Genomic DNA, 17,870 nt, shown 5'->3' on the forward strand with positions numbered 1-17,870 from the left:
GAACGCCTACCTGACGACCCAGCAGGATGTGCTCACGGGTCTGCGGCATCGGGCCGTCAGTCGCAGCAACAACCAGGATAGCGCCGTCCATCTGTGCAGCACCGGTGATCATGTTTTTCACGTAGTCGGCGTGGCCCGGGCAGTCAACGTGCGCGTAGTGACGGGTCGGGGTTTCATACTCAACGTGAGAGGTGTTGATGGTGATACCACGAGCCTTCTCTTCCGGCGCGTTATCGATCTGATCGAATGCACGAGCCTGGCCGCCGAAGGTTTTCGCCAGAACGGTGGTGATTGCTGCAGTCAGGGTGGTTTTACCGTGGTCAACGTGACCGATGGTGCCCACGTTTACGTGTAATTTGTTACGTTGAAATTGCTCTTTCGCCATGGCGATATTCCTTACGTTATGCCTTCATCCCGCAGGATGAAGGCATCAGTTCAAATTTAAACCGTAGCCTTATTTGCTACGAGCTTCAATAACGGCCTGCGCGACGTTGTTCGGCGCGTCGTCATACTTCAGGAACTCCATGGAGTAAGAAGCACGACCTTTGGTCAGAGAACGCAACTGAGTCGCATATCCGAACATTTCAGACAGCGGAACTTCAGCGTGAATCTGAACGCCAGTAGCGTTGGACTCCTGTCCTTTCAGCATACCACGACGTCTGCTCAGGTCACCGATGACGTCACCGGTGTTCTCTTCTGGCGTTTCTACCTCAACCTTCATGATAGGCTCAAGCAGAACAGGGTTCGCTTGTTTAAAGCCTTGTTTAAAGGCGATAGAAGCGGCCAGTTTAAACGCCAGCTCTGAGGAGTCGACATCATGGTAAGAACCGAAGTGCAGACGAACACCCAGGTCTACTACCGGATAACCGGCCAGCGGACCAGACTTCAGCTGCTCCTGGATACCTTTATCAACCGCAGGGATGTATTCGCCAGGAATCACACCGCCTTTGATATCGTTGATAAATTCGTAACCTTTCGGGTTTGAGCCCGGCTCCAGCGGGTACATGTCGATAACAACATGACCATACTGACCACGACCACCAGACTGCTTGGCGTGTTTACCTTCAATGCCGGTAACTTTCGAGCGAATCGCTTCGCGGTAAGCAACCTGAGGTTTGCCCACGTTCGCTTCAACGTTGAATTCGCGTTTCATACGGTCAACGATGATGTCGAGGTGCAGCTCACCCATACCAGCGATGATGGTCTGGTTAGACTCTTCGTCAGTCCATACGCGGAATGACGGGTCTTCTTTCGCCAGACGACCCAGCGCCAGACCCATTTTTTCCTGGTCAGCTTTGGTTTTCGGCTCAACGGCGATAGAAATTACCGGCTCCGGGAATTCCATACGCTCAAGGATAATCGGGCTGTTTGGATCACACAGGGTATCACCGGTGATCACATCTTTCAGACCGATTGCCGCCGCGATGTCGCCTGCACGAACTTCGCTGATCTCTTCACGTTTGTTGGCGTGCATCTGAACGATACGGCCAAAACGCTCGCGCTGAGATTTCACAGAGTTCAGTACGGTATCACCTGAGTTAACCACGCCAGAATAAACGCGGAAGAAGGTCAGGTTACCCACGAACGGGTCGTTGGCGATTTTAAATGCCAGCGCTGCAAAAGGTTCTTTATCGTCAGCATGACGCTCAGCTGGGGTATCTTTACCGTCGTCCAGAATACCTTTAATAGCAGGTACGTCGGTCGGTGCCGGCAGATACTCAACAACCGCATCCAGCATGGCCTGAACACCTTTGTTCTTAAATGCAGAACCACAGGTAACCAGGATAATTTCGTTGCGCAGTACGCGCTGACGCAGCGCGTCTTTGATCTCTTCTTCGCTCAGCTCTTCGCCGCTGAAGAATTTCTCCATCAGCTCTTCAGAGGCTTCAGCAGCAGCTTCGACCAGTTTGCCACGCCATTCTTCAGCCAGTTCCTGCATGTTGGCCGGGATGTCTTCGTAAACGAAGGTCACGCCCTGGTCAGCATCGTTCCAGTTGATGGCTTTCATTTTCACCAGGTCAACAACACCGGTGAAGTTCTCTTCTGCGCCGATAGCCAGCTGCAGCGGAACCGGAGTAGCGCCCAGACGAGATTCGATCTGGCCAACTACTTTCAGGAAGTTAGCGCCCATGCGGTCCATTTTGTTAACGAACGCGATGCGCGGAACTTTATATTTGTTAGCCTGACGCCATACGGTTTCAGACTGAGGCTGAACGCCACCTACTGCACAGTAAACCATTACTGCGCCATCAAGCACACGCATGGAACGTTCTACTTCGATGGTGAAGTCAACGTGTCCCGGGGTGTCGATGATGTTGATGCGATGCGGCTCAAACTGTTTGGCCATGCCAGACCAGAATGCCGTTGTCGCAGCGGAGGTGATGGTAATACCACGTTCCTGCTCCTGAGCCATCCAGTCCATGGTCGCGGCGCCATCGTGAACTTCACCGATTTTATGGTTAACGCCGGTGTAGAACAGGATACGCTCAGTGGTAGTGGTCTTACCGGCGTCGATGTGTGCACTGATACCGATGTTACGGTAACGTGTAATGGGTGTTGTACGAGCCATTTGATTCCTCTGATTCTCGGACGTTCAAAGTTAGTCGACCCCAGCGGGTTGGCTGTTTGAGCGCCCGCTGGTTTAACAACTACTACGTGGCTATTACCAGCGGTAGTGAGCGAACGCCTTGTTGGCTTCTGCCATACGGTGAACGTCTTCACGTTTCTTCACTGCTGTACCTTTGTTTTCAGCAGCATCAGAAAGTTCGTTCGCCAGGCGCAGAGCCATAGATTTATCACCGCGTTTACGAGCAGCTTCTACGATCCAACGCATTGCCAGCGCATTACGACGGACCGGACGGACTTCAACTGGCACCTGATAAGTAGAACCACCAACACGGCGAGACTTAACTTCGACAGTCGGACGCACGTTATCGAGGGCTACTTCGAAAGCTTCCAGTTCATTTTTACCAGAACGCTGAGCCAGGGTCTCCAGCGCGGTATATACGATTGCTTCAGCAGTAGATTTTTTACCATCTACCATCAGGATATTTACAAATTTGGCCAGCAGCTCAGATCCGAACTTAGGATCCGGCAGGATTTTACGTTGACCAATGACGCGACGACGTGGCATGGAAATACTCCGTTGATAATTCAGGATTGTCCAAAACTCTACGAGTTTATTTTGACATTTAAGTTAAAACGTTTGGCCTTACTTAACGGAGAACCATTAAGCCTTGGGCTTCTTCACGCCGTATTTGGAGCGGGCTTGCTTACGGTCTTTAACACCAGAGCAGTCCAGCGCGCCACGAACGGTGTGGTAACGCACACCTGGCAGGTCTTTAACACGACCGCCACGGATCAGGATCACGGAGTGTTCCTGCAGGTTATGACCTTCACCACCGATATAGGAGGTAACTTCAAAACCGTTAGTCAAACGCACACGGCAAACTTTACGCAGTGCTGAGTTTGGTTTTTTCGGAGTGGTGGTGTACACACGAGTACAAACACCACGTTTTTGCGGGCAGGCTTCCAGCGCAGGCACGTTGCTCTTTGCAACTTTGCGTACGCGTGGTTTGCGAACCAGCTGGTTAACTGTTGCCATTAAATAGCTCCTGGTTTTGCTTTAGCTTTTGCTTCGTAAACACGTAATAAATCGCCTCGTATTACTACGAGGACGCAGAATTTTAGGGCTGTGCTAAAAAGGTGTCAAGAAATAACCAGGCTTTACGCAATTACCAGGCCATTTGCTGCTGATGTTTTGCGGTTAAGTCAACAAAATCAGTATAGTCTACCAGACGCACTTTGGATGAAATTTGTGCAGATAATCCCCGGGCTTCCACATCTTCCTGTAATACCCAGAGCGTAGCGGGTGCCGCCAGCAGTTTTTCCAGCATGTTGCTGTCTGTCAGGGCACCCAGCACCCCATCCTGCAACAGCAGCAGATCGTCCCCGGTACTCAGCATTCTGAGCAGGGTGTCCGTATCGCATTGCCAGGGTGACTGCATCAGGGTATGTAACATCTGTCGCTCTCAGAAAGTGATAATGCGGTCGAAGTCAGCCAGCCGCTGGCGCAGCACATCCGCATCCAGCAGTTCAACATCCAGCACGCGCGCGGCATCAACCGCCAGCCCACGCGCTTTTAGCGAGTCGCGGCAAAGATAGCATTGCTCAATGTCATACAGCGGCAGTACGCCAAAGGTGGCGATATAATTCCGCGCCAGGATCCGCTCCGGCTGTTGCTGACTGGTCAACTGCAGCACGCCGTCGCCGATAAAAAACAGCCCGATAGTGTCGCTGAGCGCGGCTGTCGCCAGCGCAGCATCCAGCCCTTCACGTCCGGCGCTGCTGCCATGAGGGGCGCGGGTAAAAACAAAAGCAACGCGATTCATCAAAACTGTACCAGTCGATCGCAGCTGAGCGCCGCTTCCGCCAGGGCGCCCAGTCCGCTGAGGGTAAAGCCAGGCTGCAAATTACTACCAGCCAGCTGTAACCTTGCGGCTTCCTGCTCATCCGTGACGCCACGCCGCAGCGCCGCGGCCACGCAAATATTCAACGCTACCCCCTGCTCCTGCTGCAGTGCCTGCCATGCGCGCACCAGATCAAATTCATCACTGGCGGGCGCGGTCAGCTGATTGGCGTTCAGTACGCCCTCCCGATAAAAAAAGACGCTCTCCAGCTGATGCCCCGTCGCCAGTAATGCACGCGCAAACAGCAGCGCGCTGCTGGCCTGCTGCGTACCGTAGGGAGCGCCGGTCACCAACAGGGTATAACGCATCAGCGCTCCTGCCCCTGAAAATCACCGTTCTTAAACTGGCGGATATAGAGATAAACCGTATGCTTGGAGATATTCAGACGGTCAGCCACCTGATTAATGGCGTCTTTGATATCGAAAATCCCCTTCTCATACAGATTGAGCACCACCTGACGATTTTTGGCGTTATTGGAAACGTTTCGGTCAGCGCCCACCTCTTCAATAGTAAATTCCAGCGTCTGAGTCACCAGATCTTCGACCGAACTGGCGAAGTTCACGCTGGAGTCCACCTGATGCATTTCCGGCGGCATAAACGTCGACATAATCTGCGAGAACGGCACATCAAGGTTCATGTTGATGCACAGCAGACCAATGACCCGCTGCTGGCGGTTACGAATAGCGATCGTCACTGACTTCATCAGCACGCCGCTTTTCGCGCGGGTAAAATAAGCCTTCGACACGTTGCTGTCTGCGCCCTGCATATCATGCAGCATACGCAGCGCCAGATCGGTAATGGGTGAGCCCACTTTACGCCCGGTATGCTCGCCGTTGGCAATACGCACCGCAGAACATTTCAGATCTTCCAGAGAATGCAGAACGATTTCACAGTGCGAGCCGATCAGCATCGCCAGCCCATCCACGACCGCCTCGTAGGATTTCAAAATATCGTAATCGGTTTGTTCAAACGCACGCTGCTCGAGTAAATCGTAGTCAGTCAGTTCACCGGGATTGAATGGATTAGACATCGAAGAGATCACCCTAAATGGCTGGAGCCTGTCATAGCGCTGCAGGGCAGACTCAATACCTGGATAGTTTTACAGCCGCTAGTCTGGCAAATGTCGTTCGCTTATGCCAGAGCTTTGTCAGGAGAGAGAAAACGAAACCGCCGCAGTGAACGCGGCGGCTGAAAATTTACTGCGCTTTTTTGTCGGCTGCGGCAGGTGCCTGCGTCTTCTCGTCCGCTTTAGGCGCTGACTTGATGTCCAGTAACTCAACGTCAAACACCAGCGTAGAGTTGGCAGGGATACCCGGCACGCCATTTTTGCCGTAGGCAAGCTGTGGTGGGATCACCAGCTTGATTTTACCGCCTTTCTTCACGTGCTTCAGGCCTTCCGTCCAGCCAGGAATAACGCCGTCCAGACGGAAAGAGAGTGGCTCACCGCGTGTATAGGAGTTATCGAACTCCGTACCGTCAATCAGCGTGCCCTTGTAGTTTACGACCACAGTGTCGCTCTCTTTTGGTGCGTTACCGCTACCCTCTTTCTCAACTTTGTACAGCAGACCGCTGTCGCTTTTCTTCACGCCGCTCTCTTTGGCGAATTTCGCTGCGTATGCGTCACCCTTCTCCGCGTTCTCTTTGGCGTCCTTCTCCATTTTCGCCTGAGCAGCGCCTTTTACACGGCCTTCAAAAGCCTGCAGCGTCTGCTCGATTTCTTCATCAGAGAGTTTGCTCTTACCGGCAAAGGCGTCCTGCACACCAGCGATCAACTGCTGTTTATCCAGTTTGATGCCCAGTTTTTCCTGTTCCTTCAGGGAGTTGTCCATGTAGCGACCCAGCGAAGCGCCCAGCGCATAAGCAGACTGCTGATCCTCATTATTGAAGGCCGCGTTTTTCGGTGCCTGAGGCGCAGCTGGTGCAGTGGTTGCCTCTGCTGCCAGCGTAAGCGGTGCGTGCAGCGCAACGGCCATAGTGGTAGCTAACAATGTGACTTTTAACAGTGATTTCATCCTTTCTCCAAAACCGAAGCGTCTCACCTCGGGAATTATTGCGGACCTTAAGCCCCACACTATAACTGTACGTGGGCGTGGCGAACACTCCCACAATGTAATTACCCGGTTAACCTCCGACCTTTTTTGCATCAGGAAGTTTCATCAGAGATAATGTCATTCGGCCCGTTTTCAAGCACGCCGGTCACACAGCGTATAATATCAGATCATTCTCCTGCGACCGGCCATAACACTACGCACATACGCCAACGGGCGTCGCACCGTAACATGAGGAGGGGCTATGCAACAATCAGAGTGGGAAAAACGGCTGGAGGCACTGGAAAGCAAGGTGGCTTTTCAGGAGTTGACGATTGATCAGCTGAATCAGACCGTGATCCAGCATGAGCTGGAGGTAAGTAAGATGCGCGAGCGGCTGCGTCTGATGGCAGATAAGCTCAAGGAAGCGGCACCGTCAATGGTTGCATCGCAGGCGGAGGAGACGCCACCACCCCATTATTGATCGTGCGCCCAACGGCATGCGTGACAGCAGTTGCGCGTATCAGGTGACCCTGTGCGCACCCGATGTCAGACAGAAGAAAGGCCACCGCACGGGTGGCCTTTCTTATTTACTGCTGGCTTAGTGACTGCAGCCGCAGCCACCAGTGCCACAACCGCCCTGACCATGATCATGACCGTGGTCGTGATCGTGGTCATGATGATGACCATGCTCGCCATGAACGTGGCCATGAGCCAGTTCTTCCGGCGTTGCTTCGCGCAGCGCAACCACTTCAACGCTGAAGTTCAGGTTCTGACCTGCCAGCATATGGTTGCCGTCAACCACAACGTGTTCATCTTCCACTTCGGTAATTTCTACCGGCACCGGGCCCTGATCGGTTTCCGCCAGGAAGCGCATGCCGACCTGCAATTCATCCACGCCCATAAAGACATCTTTAGGTACACGCTGCACCAGATTATCATCGTACTGGCCGTAGGCTTCGTTTGCCGGAATATGAACCTCAAACTTGTCACCCACAACGTGATTTTCCAGCGCTTTTTCCAGACCAGAAATCAGGGAACCATGACCGTGCAGATAGTCCAACGGTGCACTCACCGGTGACTCATCAACCAACACACCGTCTTCTGTACGTACCTGATAGGCCAGGCTAACCACCAGGTCTTTAGCTACTTTCATGATATCTCCTAACCGTTGAGAACTGCGATCCCGTCTCATTGGTCTATTTTAGCGTGCAATAACACCAACCAGAAAGGTTCCAGACTGAGGGTAAAATCGCAAATGCATCTTTCATTGCCTCAGCGTTAATTGCGCCGATTGTAACGGAATTCTATCCCGCTGTACGTTTAAGCTTAAAAAAAGCTGCGCCATTACGCTACTCAGGATGAAAAATTCCAATCACTTGCTCCTGAGTGCGAACCTGATCGCGTACCTGCTTATCAGCCTCACGCATCTGATGGCCGCACTTCACGCACTCCACCACATCCACATTATTTTCACGCCACATCGCCAGCGTGTCTTTTTCCTGACAGTGCGGGCAGACCGCACCGGCAATAAAACGTTTACGCATTATGTTTCCGCCTGTTCAGGCTCAGCTTGAACAAATAAGTTTAGTCGAGGGTAGACCGGTCCGGGGGAGGAGATCCCCGGACCGTACAATTCATAACGGATCGTCCCAGCCATCAAACTGCCGCTTCTCCTGCTGCATCTCGCGCTGGAAAATATCCTCCAGTTCCCGTCGCGCTTCCCGGGCGCGCGAGATCTGCGCGCTGTCGGTGTGATTCGGCATCAGCTCACGTAGCATGCGCATATCGAGACGGCGGAAATGCAACTGAGCCCGCTGGGCCTGGTGCGGATGCATCCCCAGCGACATCAGGGTCTTACGCCCCAGCTCCAGCGCGCTGGAGAAGGTTTCACGCGAGAATTGCGTAACGCCCGCCTGCAGCAGTTCGTGCGCTTCTACACGTCCGCGCGCCCGCGCCAGAATTTGCAGCTGCGGGAAATGCTGCTGACAGAGGCGCACAATCGTCATCGAATCTTCCGGATCGTTACAGGTGATAACGATCGACTGCGCGCTGGACGCACCGGCGGCACGCAGCAGTTCCAGTTCGGTGGCATCGCCATAATAAACCTTGTAGCCATATTTACGCATCAGGCTAACGGCGCTGATATCGCGCTCCAGCACGGTAATGCGCTTATTGTTGGCCATCAGCAGGCGCCCAATCACCTGGCCAAAGCGGCCAAATCCGACCACGATCACCTGCGGCTGATCGTCATCCACAAAGGGCTTCTCCGCCTGATCGTCCGGTTCATTAAAGCGCCGCGCCAGGATGCTGTCCACCCCCTGCATCAGCAGCGGCGTGGTCATCATCGACAGCGTGACGGTAACCAAAAGCAGCGGCAGCTGATCGCCGGAAAACAGGTTTGCCGAGGAGGCCGCGGAAAAGAGTACGAAGGCGAACTCGCCGCCCTGGCTCAGCACGCAGGCAAACTGCAGCCGTTCCGAGCTGCGCAGGCCGTAAATACGCGCCAGCAGGTAGAGCACCAGACTTTTTACCGCCACCAGTACCAGCACGCCGATCAGGATGGCGACAATATGGGTGTAGAGCACACCAAGGTTGAGCGCCATGCCCACCGAAATAAAGAACAGACCGAGCAGCAGCCCTTTAAAGGGCTCGATAGCTACTTCCAGTTCATGACGATATTCACTTTCCGCCAGCAGAATACCGGCGATAAAGGTACCCAGCGCCATCGACAGTCCCAGCGCATCCATAAACAGCGCGGCGCCCAGCACCAACAGCAGCGCGGCGGCGGTAAACACTTCGCGTACGCCGGAGGCGGCGATATAACGAAAGATCGGCCGCAGCAGATAACGTCCACCAATCAGCATGCCGGTAAAAGCCAGTACCTTAAGCCCAACTTTCATCCAGTCGATATGGCCGCTGTCGCTGCCCGCCAGCAGCGGCACCAACGCCAGCGCCGGAATCACAGCCAGATCCTGAAACAGCAGTACGGAGAACCCGAGCTGACCCGCTTCATTGCGGTTCATGCCTTTATCGCGCATCAGCTGCAGTGCCATCGCGGTCGAGGACATCGCCAGACCGATACCGCCAATCACCGCCGCCTGCCAGTCAAAGTCGGTGAACCAGAGCAAGCCGCCCAGAATGGCCGCCGAGAAACAGACCTGCGCTGCGCCAACGCCGAAAATCGAACGCCGCAGCGACCAGAGTTTAGAGGGATTCAGTTCCAGCCCGATAATAAACATCAGAAACACGACGCCAAGCTCAGAGAAGTGCAGAATCTCTTCAACGTCGCTGATAAAACCCAGTCCCCAGGGGCCGATAGCGATACCGGCCAGTAAATACCCCAAAACAGCGCCAATCCCTAACCGCGCTGCTACTGGCACCACCAGGACCGCGGCAAACAGGTAAATCACACCTGCGGTAAGCAGGGTCTGTCCTTCCATTACACTCCTCCGTTGGGCAGCGGCGCTGCCAGCCAGTCGCCATAGGCGCGGGCAAATTTCTTCATGGTTTCCGGCGTCTGGCGACGCGCCCAGTAAATGATCATCGGCGTCATCCAGTGCATACGACACATCTGTGCCGTCAGTTCAAAGGGGCGCATGATGTCGCTCATGGGATAGCGGTTCAGGCCATTGCCATGGTAAGCCGCTTCGGGCTCGCCGGTGGTGATGACGCTGCGCCAGTACTTACCTTCCAGCGCATTGCCGCCGGTGCCGCTGGCAAAGCCGCGCGACAGCACGCGGTCCAGCCACTCTTTCAACAGGGCCGGGCAGCTCCAGGTATAAAGAGGGTGTTGAAACACGACAACCTGATGTTCCCGCAGCAGCTGCTGCTCATAATGGATATCGATAAAGAAGTCAGGATAGTGTGCATAAAGATCATGCACAGTGACATGTTCCAGTTGTTGAGCCGGCTGTAACAAAACCCGATTAACGATCGAATCCTGTGCTTCCGGATGGGCGTACAGCAGCAAAATTTTCGGTGGCTGCGACATCGTTCCCTCCAGGGCGTCGTCACGGGGCAGGATTTCCGCTACCATGCACCACGCAACTTACGTTCATTTCATTATGTTCCCGGTAAATTAACATACTCTGACGATACGGCGCTTATGATTGTCTTTTCCTCCTTACAAATTCGACGCGGCACCCGGGTTCTGCTGGACAACGCGACGGCCACGGTTAACCCAGGCCAGAAAGTGGGCCTGGTGGGTAAAAACGGCTGCGGCAAATCAACGCTGCTGGCCCTGTTAAAGGGCGAAATCACCAGCGATGCTGGCAGCGTTACCTTTCCCGGCAACTGGGCGCTGGCGTGGGTCAATCAGGAAACGCCTGCGCTGGATAAAGCCGCGCTTGAATATGTTATTGATGGCGACCGTGAATTTCGTCAGCTTGAATCCGAATTAGCCCAGGCCAATGCCGATAATAACGGCAACGCCATTGCATTACTTCATGGCAAACTTGACGCTATTCAGGCCTGGAGTATCCAGGCGCGTGCTTCCAGCCTGCTGCACGGACTCGGCTTCAGCCAGGAACAGCTGCTGCGTCCGGTCAGTGATTTCTCGGGCGGCTGGCGGATGCGTCTCAATCTGGCGCAGGCGCTGATCTGCCGTTCCGACCTACTGTTGCTTGATGAACCTACTAACCACCTCGATCTCGATGCCGTGATCTGGCTGGAGCGCTGGTTAAAAAACTATACCGGCACGCTGATTCTGATCTCCCACGATCGTGATTTTCTCGACCCGGTGGTGGATAAGATTTTACATATCGAACAACAAACGATGTTTGAATACACCGGTAACTACAGCGCATTTGAGCGCCAGCGCGTGGCCAAACTGGCGCAGCAGCAGGCGTTATACGAACATCAGCAAGAGAAAGTGGCGCACCTGCAGAGTTATATCGACCGTTTTCGCGCCAAAGCCACCAAAGCGAAACAGGCACAAAGCCGTATCAAGATGCTGGAACGCATGGAGCTGATCGCGCCGGCGCATGTTGATAACCCGTTCAGCTTTAGCTTCCGCCCGCCGGAAAGCCTGCCTAATCCGTTGCTGAAGATGGAGAAGGTCACGGCAGGCTATGGCGAGCGTGTGATTCTGGATGCTATCAAACTGAACCTGGTGCCGGGTTCACGAATCGGGCTATTGGGTCGAAACGGCGCCGGTAAATCTACCCTGATCAAGCTGCTGGCGGGCGAACTGACGCCGCTGGATGGCGAAGTAGGGCTGGCGAAAGGGGTCAAACTCGGTTACTTCGCGCAGCATCAGCTGGAGTTTTTGCGCGCTGACGAGTCGCCGTTACAGCACCTGGCCCGCCTGGCGCCGAAAGTGCTGGAGCAGCAGCTGCGCGACTATCTTGGCGGCTTCGGTTTTCAGGGCGATAAAGTCAGTGAGCCTACCGCACGCTTCTCCGGTGGTGAAAAGGCGCGTCTGGTGCTGGCGCTGATTGTCTGGCAGCGTCCTAACCTGCTGCTGCTTGATGAACCCACTAACCACCTCGATCTCGACATGCGCCAGGCGCTTACCGAAGCGTTAATCGACTTCGAGGGCGCGCTGGTGGTGGTATCGCACGATCGCCATCTGCTGCGTGCCACCACTGACGATCTTTATCTGGTGCATGACGGCAAAGTGGATGTCTTTGAGGGCGACCTGGAAGATTATCAGCAGTGGCTGAGCGATCTGCAAAAACAGGCCGCGCAGCAGGATGCCGTGCCGAAAGCGGATAACAGCAACAGCGCCCAGGCACGTAAAGATCAGAAGCGCCGCGATGCTGAACTGCGAGCCCAGACCCAGCCGCTGCGCAAACAGATCGAAAAGCTGGAAAAGCAGATGGAGAAATGGCAAGCCCAGCTGCAGGAGGCAGAAACGCTGCTGGCTGACAGCGCCATTTACGATCAGGCGCGTAAAGCGGATCTGACCGTTGCGCTTCAGCGTCAGGCGGAAAGCAAATCGGCGCTGGAAGAGGTAGAAATGGCCTGGCTTGATGCCCAGGAGCAGCTGGAAAATATGCTCGCCTCCTGAGCAAACGCGGCCCGTTGCAGCGGGCCGCAGCATCGCATTAAAAAGGCACATCCCCCAGCACGGTGGCGCGATGCATCACGCGCCGCGCCGGGTAATAGTCAGCACAGGCATAATGTTGCGTTACCCGATTGTCCCAGATCGCCACATCATTCTCCCGCCAGCGCCAGCGCACCTGAAACTCCGGCTTAGTGATATGCGCAAACAGGAAGCTCAGCAGCGCCTCACTCTCCTTTTCGCTCACACCCAGGATGCGCGTGGTGAAGCCTTCATTGACAAACAACGCTTTTTTGCCGCTCACCGGGTGGGTACGAACCACCGGATGCTGTACCGGCGGGTGTTTCGCCACCGCCTGCTGCCAGCGCTGATGCTCTTCTTCGCTTTTACGATATTTGTACTCCTGGAATGACTTTTTGAAATCGTGTTCAGCCTGCAACTCGCTGAGCAGGTTCTGAAAAGGCGTGGAGAGCGCTTCCCAGGCCGCAATACCGCTCGCCCACAGGGTATCGCCGCCGCTTTCCGGCAACAGTTTCGCCGTCAGGATGGCAATCGCCGGAGGCGTATCGATAAAGGTAACATCGGTATGCCAGTTATCGTTATCGGGCGGATTGTCCAGATGGGTGTCCAGCACAATAATCTCATCGACCCCTTCCGCATGGGGATAGACCGGATGAATATGCAGATCGCCAAAGCGGCCTGCCAGCGCCCGCTGCTGCTGCGGCGTAATTGCCTGATCGCGCAGAAACAGCACCTGATGGCGCAGCAGCGCGTGATAAAGCTGTTCAAATTGGCCGTCACTCAGCGGCCGGGTCAGGTCAAGATGCTCCACCTGCGCGCCGATCCTGGGTCCCAGCGCGGTAATTGTTAAACGTTCGTTCATTTACTGTTCTCCATTCCAGGGCGTCAGGCGGCGCTGTAACGCACGCAAACCCAGTTCTAAACTAAAGGCGATGAGGGCGATCACGGCGATGCCCGCCAGCACCACATCGGTAGCAAGGAATTCCCCTGCGGACTGCACCATAAATCCCAGCCCGCGGGTGGCGGCGATCAGCTCTGCGGCCACCAGCGTTGACCAGCCTACCCCGAGGCCAATGCGTAAACCGGTAAGGATCTCCGGCAGCGCGCCGGGCAGGATCACCCAGCGCAGCAGCTGCCAGCGACTGGCACCCAGTGCCTGTGCCGCACGAATCCGCACCTGGCGGCTGTTTTTGACCCCGGCCAGTGTCGACAAGGTAACCGGCGCAAAAATAGCCAGATAAATCAGCAGAATTTTCGAGGTCTCGCCAATACCAAACCAGATCACCATCAGCGGCAGATAAGCGAGCGGCGGCACCGGACGATAAAGTTCAATCAGCGGGTCGAGCAGACCACGCACCAGCGGGCTTAGCCCCATGGCGATCCCCACCGGGATACCAATCAGTGCCGCGGCCGCCAGGGCGATTAACATGCGCGCCAGGCTGGCCCCGAGATGTTGCCAGAGCGTCGCGTCCATAAAGCCCTGCGCACTGGCGATCAGCAGCAGTTTTTGCAGCACCTGCTGGGGTGACGGCAGAAACAGCGGGCCAATCAGCCCCAGCGCGGTCACGCTCCACCACACCAGCAACAGCAGCAGCAAACTGAACAGACTCAGCGTTATCCGGGGTGACAGCGGCCAGCGCAGAGCGCGTCGCGTTACCTGCACTTTATCGGTTATCAACGCGCTCATACGAAAGCCTCCCGTTGCTCAAATACCCGTTGCAGTACATATTCACGACGCTCGATAAATGCGGGGTCAGACTTGATCTGGCGGCAGGGTTCACCTGCGGCGAAGCGGCGGCCAAAATCGAGCGTCAGACGCTCCATCACGCGGCCTGGTCCCGGCGAGAGCAGCACCAGCTCGCTGGCGAGAAAAATCGCTTCTTCGATATCGTGGGTAATCAGCAGAATCTGTTTGCCGCTGTCGCGCCACAGCGTCAGCAGCAGCGTCTGCATCTGTTCACGGGTAAAGGCGTCCAGCGCGCCAAAGGGCTCATCCAGCAGTAGCAGTTGCGGATCCGTCGCCAGCGCACGGGCGATGCCGACACGCTGACGTTGTCCGCCAGAGAGCTGCCAGATAAAGCGCTTTTCCGCCCCTTCCAACCCCACCTGCCGCAACAGGCGTGCGGCAATGGCATGGCGTTGGGGGCGTGCCATACCGGCCAGCTGCAGGCCAAAAGCGATGTTATCGATCACGTTGCGCCAGGGCAGCAGCCCTTCGTTCTGGAATACCACGCCACGTTCCGCACCCGGCCCGCTGATCTCTTTGCCATTCAGCGTGATACTGCCTGACTCGTGCGGTAAAAAACCGGCAATCAAATTCAGTAGCGTGGTTTTACCGCAGCCGGAGGGGCCCAGGACCACCAGCAGTTCGCCGTTCTCCAGCTGCAGGTTGATATCCTGTAAGGCGGGTTGGCCGGCATAACGGGCGTTAAGATGTGAAATACGCAGCATGGCGATCTCCTCAGGGTTTCACCAGGGGTTCAACAAAGCGGCTGGTGACGTAGTCGCTGTAATCTGTTGCCGCCTGCGGCACTTTGCCCTGCTCCTGCAGAAAACGCGCAGTATCGACAATCGCCTGATTGACCGGCTGCCCTAACTGGGCGATCTGCTGCTGCGCAGTCAGGTAGGTATTGCCTTTCACCAGCCCCGGCACCTGCGCTTCCGGCACCCCGCTCAGGCGCGACAGCTTGCTGAGGTTATCGGGCTGCGTCAGCCACTGTTGCGGGTTGTCCAGATAGGCTTGCTGCGCCGCCAGCGTGCTGCGCACAAAAGCGGTCACCACCTCCGGATGCTGGCGGGCAAAGTCTTTGCGCACCACCCAGACATCCAGGGTCGGCGCCCCCCAGCTTGCCACCTGCGACGAATCAGTCAGTACCTTGCCCTCTTTCTCCAGTTCGTTGACGGCAGGTGCCCAGACATAGGCGCCGTCGATATCACCGCGCTGCCAGGCGGCGATGATGGCGGGCGGTTGTAAATTCACCAGCTGAACCTGATTCGCTTTAATGCCCCAGTGTTTGAGCGCGGCGAGCAGGCTGTAATGGGTGGTGGAGATAAAAGGCACCGCGATGCGCTTGCCTACCAGATCCTGCGGTAACTGAATGGTTTTTTTCACCACCAGCGCTTCGGAATTACCCAGCTGTGACGCCAGCAGAAAAGCTTCGATCGGCAGCTGCTGGGCGGCGGCCACCGCCAGCGGACTGGAACCGATATTGCCAATCTGCACATCACCCGAAGCAAGCGCCCGTAACACGCCCGATCCGCTGTCAAACTTGCGCCAGTCCACCGTCGCGCCACTTTCGCTGGCGAAGGTATTATCCGCCTGCGCCACTTTGGCCGGCTCGGCAGAGGTCTGATAAGCCACGGTGACGTTAACGGCGTCGGCCTGAAAGGCCAGCAACGCCAGCGCCGCAGCGATAACTGAGAAACGCCCTTTAATTGCCATGATGCACCCCAACATTTTTATGATGCTGGCAGTCTCTCCGGCACACCGGTTTTCACCAAGGAATTTAAAATTATCCCTAATAAAAAGAAGTTCTTAGATAAAAAACGGATGAAAACATGCAAAAAAGGCAAATGCTTGTTGGTCAGGATGATGCACGCAAAAGAGAGGTAGCGGGCGGCGGCGTGCCGCCCGGCAGGAGAGTCATGGAGGGGGTTAATCCGGCCTCAGTGCCAGATCAGCAGTACGCAGGCGGCAGTTAAAATACCCATGGCGAGGTTGAAGATTTTCCAGGCACGTCGGCTGCGCAGCAGGCGGCCAATCAGGGTGCCAAAGCCCAGCCAGATAACGCCTGACACCAGGTTAACTGTCACCAGGCCCAGGCTTATCGCCATCACCGAAGCGCGATAGGCATCGCCAGCCAGACTAAAACTGGCTACCGCGCCGAGCGCCATCAGCCAGGCTTTCGGATTAATCAGCTGCAGCAGCCCACCCTGCCAGAACGGCATCGGCGTTTGCGGCCCCGCGCCGGTTTCCAGCTCCTCATAAGCTGCGGTCGCAATTTTCCACGCCAGCCACAGCAGATAGAGGCTACCCGCAATTTTCAGCAAGAGATGTAAAGAGGGATAGAGCAGAATCAGTCCGCCAACGCCAAAGGCCACCATCAGCAGCATCAGCTGCATTCCCAGCATGATGCCGATCATCAACGGCAGAGAGCGCAGGAAGCCAAAATTCGCGCCAGAGGCGGTGAGTAACATATTATTAGGGCCTGGCGTGATGGCCGCGACCCAGAGAAAGCCCAGCATTGAGAAAAACAGACTCAGTTCCATGTAATACGGGTGCTCCCCACCCCGGAATAAACAATCAGCCAACGAAGCTAACAGTGAGATATGGATCAAACAAGCCTTTACGACATGAATTTTAGTCACGCATCGCTGGAAACGTTTACGCCGATGCCGGGCATGCGCAATCCACATCTGCAAACTGTCCTGCCGCGTCTGATTCGTCGCCATATCAGGTTACAACCGCACTGGCAGCGGCTCGATCTGCCCGACAGCGATTTTGTCGATCTCGCCTGGAGTGAAGATCCGCAGCAGGCACGCCACAAACCGCGCGTGGTACTGTTTCATGGTCTGGAAGGGAGCTTTTACAGTCCTTACGCCCATGGTTTGCTGCAGGCCTGCCAGCAGCGCGGCTGGTTGGGCGTGGTGATGCATTTTCGCGGCTGTAGCGGCGTACCTAACCGTCTCGGGCGTATTTATCACTCCGGCGAAACGGAAGATGCCGCTTACTTTCTGCGCTGGCTGCAGGAGACGTGGGGCAAGGTGCCGACAGCGGCGGTCGGGGTCTCACTGGGCGGCAATATGCTGGCCTGTCTGATGGGCAAGCAGGGAGAAGCGGTGCTGCTGGAGGCGGGTGTGGTGATTTCCGCCCCGCTGCTGCTGGAACCCTGCAGTATGCGGCTGGAAAGCGGCTTTTCCCGCCTCTATCAGCGCTATCTGCTGGCGCAGCTGAAGAAAAATGCCAGACGCAAACTGCTCGCCTGGCCCGGCAGTTTGCCGGTGGATCTGCCTGAGCTCAACGCGCTGCGCAAACTGCGCGAGTTTGATGATGCCATTACGGCACGCGCTCATGGCTTCACCGATGCCACTGACTACTATCGCCGCGCCAGCGCCATGCCGCTGCTGCCCGGCGTACGCAAGCCGCTGCTGATCATCCAGGCGAAAGACGATCCTTTTATGACTGAGGCGGTGATCCCGGATCCCACGCGATTACCTGCTAACATTAGCTGTCAACTGACGCCATATGGCGGTCACGTTGGCTTTGTTGGCGGCACGCTGCGCAAACCACAAATGTGGCTGGAGCAGCGCGTGCCGCACTGGCTTTCACCCTGGCTGGAAAAGTAA

21 protein-coding genes (1 of these 21 cut by a window edge) are annotated in these 17,870 nt (G+C 55.7%); 3 read left to right on the forward strand and 18 right to left on the reverse strand.

Annotated features, from left to right (window positions below; all coding sequences use genetic code 11):
• The 9 genes from E0E17_RS05440 to fkpA form a co-directional block, all read right to left on the reverse strand.
• A protein-coding gene (locus E0E17_RS05440) for a GTP-binding protein (protein WP_130832225.1) crosses the window boundary here: on the reverse strand, positions 1 to 385 show its 5' portion. Its footprint begins 20 nt before the window's first position; 385 of the gene's 405 nt are visible here — the first part of the coding sequence; it begins with the start codon at positions 383 to 385; its stop codon lies beyond the left edge, outside the window.
• A 69-nt stretch (positions 386 to 454) separates the two neighbouring features.
• A complete protein-coding gene (fusA, locus tag E0E17_RS05445) occupies positions 455 to 2,569 on the reverse strand; it encodes an elongation factor G (RefSeq protein ID WP_130832227.1) in 2,115 nt (704 codons plus the stop codon).
• A gap of 93 nt (positions 2,570 to 2,662) precedes the next feature.
• Positions 2,663 to 3,133, reverse strand: a complete 471-nt coding sequence (gene rpsG, locus E0E17_RS05450) for a 30S ribosomal protein S7 (RefSeq protein WP_017803037.1) — start codon at positions 3,131 to 3,133, stop codon at positions 2,663 to 2,665.
• Between the two features lie 96 nt (positions 3,134 to 3,229).
• Complete coding sequence (gene rpsL, locus E0E17_RS05455) at positions 3,230 to 3,604, reverse strand: 30S ribosomal protein S12 (RefSeq protein WP_003852912.1); 375 nt, start codon at positions 3,602 to 3,604, stop codon at positions 3,230 to 3,232.
• Positions 3,605 to 3,734: 130 nt separating this feature from the next.
• Positions 3,735 to 4,022, reverse strand: a complete 288-nt coding sequence (gene tusB / locus E0E17_RS05460) for a sulfurtransferase complex subunit TusB (RefSeq protein ID WP_130832229.1) — start codon at positions 4,020 to 4,022, stop codon at positions 3,735 to 3,737.
• A 9-nt stretch (positions 4,023 to 4,031) separates the two neighbouring features.
• A complete protein-coding gene (gene tusC, locus E0E17_RS05465; protein WP_130832231.1) occupies positions 4,032 to 4,391 on the reverse strand; it encodes a sulfurtransferase complex subunit TusC in 360 nt (119 codons plus the stop codon).
• Positions 4,391 to 4,777, reverse strand: coding sequence for a sulfurtransferase complex subunit TusD (gene tusD / locus E0E17_RS05470; protein ID WP_130832233.1), 387 nt, complete (start codon positions 4,775 to 4,777; stop codon positions 4,391 to 4,393). Before tusD ends, tusC begins: the two co-directional genes overlap by 1 nt.
• Positions 4,777 to 5,499, reverse strand: coding sequence for a helix-turn-helix transcriptional regulator (locus tag E0E17_RS05475; RefSeq protein WP_130832235.1), 723 nt, complete (start codon positions 5,497 to 5,499; stop codon positions 4,777 to 4,779). Before E0E17_RS05475 ends, tusD begins: the two co-directional genes overlap by 1 nt.
• Before the next feature lie 166 nt (positions 5,500 to 5,665).
• Entirely contained in the window at positions 5,666 to 6,481 is an 816-nt protein-coding gene (gene fkpA / locus E0E17_RS05480; protein WP_130832237.1) for an FKBP-type peptidyl-prolyl cis-trans isomerase, read from the reverse strand.
• Positions 6,482 to 6,761: 280 nt separating this feature from the next.
• Between fkpA and E0E17_RS05485 the strand changes: the two genes are divergently transcribed.
• Positions 6,762 to 6,980: a SlyX family protein gene (locus E0E17_RS05485; RefSeq protein WP_130832239.1), complete on the forward strand. Its 219-nt coding sequence runs from the start codon at positions 6,762 to 6,764 to the stop codon at positions 6,978 to 6,980.
• Positions 6,981 to 7,097: 117 nt separating this feature from the next.
• Here the strand turns inward: E0E17_RS05485 and slyD are convergent, their stop codons facing one another.
• The 4 genes from slyD to kefG form a co-directional block, all read right to left on the reverse strand.
• The gene (slyD, locus tag E0E17_RS05490; RefSeq protein WP_130832241.1) at positions 7,098 to 7,652 is read right to left on the reverse strand and encodes a peptidylprolyl isomerase; all 555 of its coding nucleotides are present in this window, start codon (positions 7,650 to 7,652) and stop codon (positions 7,098 to 7,100) included.
• A 196-nt stretch (positions 7,653 to 7,848) separates the two neighbouring features.
• Positions 7,849 to 8,043 (reverse strand): YheV family putative zinc ribbon protein, encoded by a 195-nt coding sequence (locus tag E0E17_RS05495; protein ID WP_130832243.1) that lies wholly within the window; start codon positions 8,041 to 8,043, stop codon positions 7,849 to 7,851.
• Between the two features lie 90 nt (positions 8,044 to 8,133).
• Entirely contained in the window at positions 8,134 to 9,939 is a 1,806-nt protein-coding gene (kefB, locus tag E0E17_RS05500) for a glutathione-regulated potassium-efflux system protein KefB (RefSeq protein WP_130832245.1), read from the reverse strand.
• The gene (kefG, locus tag E0E17_RS05505; RefSeq protein WP_130832247.1) at positions 9,939 to 10,490 is read right to left on the reverse strand and encodes a glutathione-regulated potassium-efflux system ancillary protein KefG; all 552 of its coding nucleotides are present in this window, start codon (positions 10,488 to 10,490) and stop codon (positions 9,939 to 9,941) included. Before kefG ends, kefB begins: the two co-directional genes overlap by 1 nt.
• Positions 10,491 to 10,604: 114 nt before the next feature.
• Between kefG and E0E17_RS05510 the strand changes: the two genes are divergently transcribed.
• The gene (locus E0E17_RS05510; protein WP_130832249.1) at positions 10,605 to 12,509 is read left to right on the forward strand and encodes an ABC transporter ATP-binding protein; all 1,905 of its coding nucleotides are present in this window, start codon (positions 10,605 to 10,607) and stop codon (positions 12,507 to 12,509) included.
• 37 nt (positions 12,510 to 12,546) lie between these two features.
• On the opposite strand, the gene tauD is transcribed toward E0E17_RS05510, so the two are convergent.
• From tauD to E0E17_RS05535, 5 genes are all read right to left on the reverse strand, one after another.
• Positions 12,547 to 13,386 carry a taurine dioxygenase gene (gene tauD / locus E0E17_RS05515; protein WP_130832251.1) on the reverse strand — a complete coding sequence of 280 codons (840 nt, stop codon included), beginning with the start codon at positions 13,384 to 13,386 and terminating at the stop codon, positions 12,547 to 12,549.
• Entirely contained in the window at positions 13,387 to 14,211 is an 825-nt protein-coding gene (tauC, locus tag E0E17_RS05520) for a taurine ABC transporter permease TauC (protein WP_130832253.1), read from the reverse strand.
• Positions 14,208 to 14,975, reverse strand: a complete 768-nt coding sequence (gene tauB, locus E0E17_RS05525) for a taurine ABC transporter ATP-binding subunit (RefSeq protein WP_130832256.1) — start codon at positions 14,973 to 14,975, stop codon at positions 14,208 to 14,210. The genes tauC and tauB overlap by 4 nt, the downstream gene beginning before the upstream one ends.
• A gap of 10 nt (positions 14,976 to 14,985) precedes the next feature.
• Positions 14,986 to 15,966: a taurine ABC transporter substrate-binding protein gene (gene tauA / locus E0E17_RS05530; RefSeq protein ID WP_237680762.1), complete on the reverse strand. Its 981-nt coding sequence runs from the start codon at positions 15,964 to 15,966 to the stop codon at positions 14,986 to 14,988.
• 224 nt (positions 15,967 to 16,190) lie between these two features.
• The gene (locus E0E17_RS05535; RefSeq protein ID WP_130832258.1) at positions 16,191 to 16,793 is read right to left on the reverse strand and encodes a LysE family translocator; all 603 of its coding nucleotides are present in this window, start codon (positions 16,791 to 16,793) and stop codon (positions 16,191 to 16,193) included.
• Positions 16,794 to 16,853: 60 nt separating this feature from the next.
• On the opposite strand from E0E17_RS05535, the gene E0E17_RS05540 reads away from it, so the two are divergent.
• Positions 16,854 to 17,870, forward strand: a complete 1,017-nt coding sequence (locus tag E0E17_RS05540; protein WP_130832262.1) for a hydrolase — start codon at positions 16,854 to 16,856, stop codon at positions 17,868 to 17,870.

The sequence above is a fragment of the [Erwinia] mediterraneensis genome, from assembly GCF_900604315.1.
GTDB classification, from domain to species: domain Bacteria; phylum Pseudomonadota; class Gammaproteobacteria; order Enterobacterales; family Enterobacteriaceae; genus Pantoea; species Pantoea mediterraneensis_A.